Consider the following 1958-nt stretch of genomic DNA (forward strand, 5'->3'; position numbering starts at 1 on the left):
GGCCGCCGACGTCGCCGCGGCCGAGGCCGCCGCCGACGCGGCGGCCCGACGGCTGCGCGAGGCCGCCTCCGCGCGGGACGCGGCCGCCCGCCGCTGCGCCGAACTCGACCGGCTCTCCGCACGCTCGGCCACCGGCGTACGCCACCTGGCGCCGCTGCGCGCGGAGTACGACCGGGTGGCCCGGCTCGCCGCCCTCACCGCGGGCACCTCCGCCGACAACGAGCGCAGGATGCGCCTGGAGTCCTACGTGCTGGCCGCCCGCCTGGAACAGGTGGCCGCAGCGGCGACCGCGCGGCTGCAGCGCATGTCGTCGGGCCGCTACACCCTGGTCCACTCCGACGACCGGGCCGGACGTGGGCGCAGCGGTCTCGGACTGCACGTCGTGGACGCCTGGACCGGCCGGGAGCGCGACACCGCCACCCTGTCGGGCGGTGAGACGTTCTTCGCCTCCCTCGCGCTCGCCCTCGGTCTCGCCGACGTCGTCACCGACGAGGCCGGCGGGGTCCGGCTCGACACCCTCTTCATCGACGAGGGCTTCGGCAGCCTCGACGACCAGACCCTCGACGAGGTCCTCGACGTCCTCGACTCGCTGCGCGAACGCGACCGCAGCGTGGGCATCGTCAGCCACGTCGCCGACCTGCGCCGACGCGTCCACGCCCAGTTGGAGGTCGTCAAGGGGCGGTCGGGCTCCTCCGTACGCCAGAGCGGCCCGGCCTGACCCCCTCGTCCCCGCGCCCCCCTCAGCGGCCCACGGGGCGCCGGGGCAGGGGCGAGGAGTACACGACGCTCGTGGTCACCGAGCCCAGCGCGCCGATCCGGCCCGAGACCTCCTCCAGGTGCCGCATGGACCGCGCGGAGACCTTGATGACGAAGCAGTCGTCGCCCGTCACGTGGTGCGCCTCCAGGATCTCCGGGGTGGCGGCGACCAGGTCGTGGAAGGGCTTGTAGTTGCCGTTCGGGTAGCGCAGCCGTACGAAGGCGAGGATCGGCAGCCCCAGTCGCTCCGGGTCGACCACGGCCGCGTACCCCTGGATGACGCCCGCCTCCTCCAGCCGGCGCACCCGCTCGGTGACCGCGCTCGGGGACATGGACACGGCCCGCGCCAGCTCGGCGAAACTGGCCCGTCCCTCCCGCTGGAGGACGTCGAGGATGCGCCAGTCGGTGGCGTCCGGGGAAAACACGGTCATGAGCCGTGGATACCAGGCCAATCCCCGGCCGATCAAGAGGACCGCCGTGGAACACCGCTTCAAAGAGGGAGTCGGCGGCCGTAGATTTCTTTTCGGAGGACCGGACCACGGAAGGAACAGCCGATGAGCCTCACCACCGGCGCAGGATCCGCAGACCCCGCGCTGCGCGTCGCCGACCTGGCCCTGCGCGTCGCCGACCCGGTCCTGCGCGTCGCCCCGGCGCCCCCGGTCGAGGCCGCCGCCCACTTCCGGGCGAGTCTCGCCTTCCACACCGACGTGTCCGACGTCGCCGCCGCGCTCGCCGCCGGCGACCCCGGCTTCGTCGTGGTCGACTCACGCTCCACCGAGTCCTGGGACCAGGGCCACGTCCCCGGCGCGGTCCACCTGCCCACGGCGCTGATCCCCGAGCAGGCCCCGGCCCTGCTCGACCGGTCCGTCCCGGTCGTCACCTACTGCTGGGGCCCCGGCTGCAACGGGGCCACCCGCGCCGCCCTAGCCCTTGCCGAACTCGGCTACCGGGTCAAGGAGATGCTCGGCGGCTTCGAGTACTGGGTGCGCGAGGGCTTCGCCTACGAGACCTGGCAGGGCGGCGAACGCCGAAGCCCCGACCCCCTCACCGCTGCGGTCACGGGTGACGACTGCGGTTGCTGAGGGGGCCGGGGCGGGTGGGAAGCGGCCGGATTCCCGCCGCGTCCCACCACCCGGCCGCAGGCCCCGGAAACAGCGGGGGCAGCGCGGGCCCCAGGTGGGCGAGGCCCCGCCAACCCCGGG

The 1958-nt window shown here is 74.6% G+C and carries 3 protein-coding genes; 2 read left to right on the forward strand and 1 reads right to left on the reverse strand.

All coding sequences use genetic code 11. From position 1 onward, the window contains the following. Positions 1-718, forward strand: a 718-nt coding sequence (locus ACFC02_RS00815; RefSeq protein ID WP_376350275.1) for an SbcC/MukB-like Walker B domain-containing protein, incomplete at its 5' end; no start/stop codon positions are given. Positions 719-740: 22 nt separating this feature from the next. On the opposite strand, the gene ACFC02_RS00820 is transcribed toward ACFC02_RS00815, so the two are convergent. Then, a complete protein-coding gene (locus tag ACFC02_RS00820) occupies positions 741-1187 on the reverse strand; it encodes an Lrp/AsnC family transcriptional regulator (RefSeq protein ID WP_360970195.1) in 447 nt (148 codons plus the stop codon). A 123-nt stretch (positions 1188-1310) separates the two neighbouring features. On the opposite strand from ACFC02_RS00820, the gene ACFC02_RS00825 reads away from it, so the two are divergent. Continuing rightward, the gene (locus ACFC02_RS00825) at positions 1311-1838 is read left to right on the forward strand and encodes a rhodanese-like domain-containing protein (RefSeq protein ID WP_376350279.1); all 528 of its coding nucleotides are present in this window, start codon (positions 1311-1313) and stop codon (positions 1836-1838) included. Positions 1839-1958: the final 120 nt, after the last annotated feature.

The sequence above is a fragment of the Streptomyces sp. NPDC056160 genome (assembly GCF_042268205.1).
Taxonomy (GTDB): domain Bacteria; phylum Actinomycetota; class Actinomycetes; order Streptomycetales; family Streptomycetaceae; genus Streptomyces.

Excerpts from the sequence above, each read along its gene's own strand:
- ACFC02_RS00825 (WP_376350279.1), top strand. The coding sequence starts at position 1,311 with ATGAGCCTCACCACCGGCGCAGGATCCGCAGACCCCGCGCTGCGCGTC.
- ACFC02_RS00820 (WP_360970195.1), bottom strand. The coding sequence starts at position 1,187 with ATGACCGTGTTTTCCCCGGACGCCACCGACTGGCGCATCCTCGACGTC.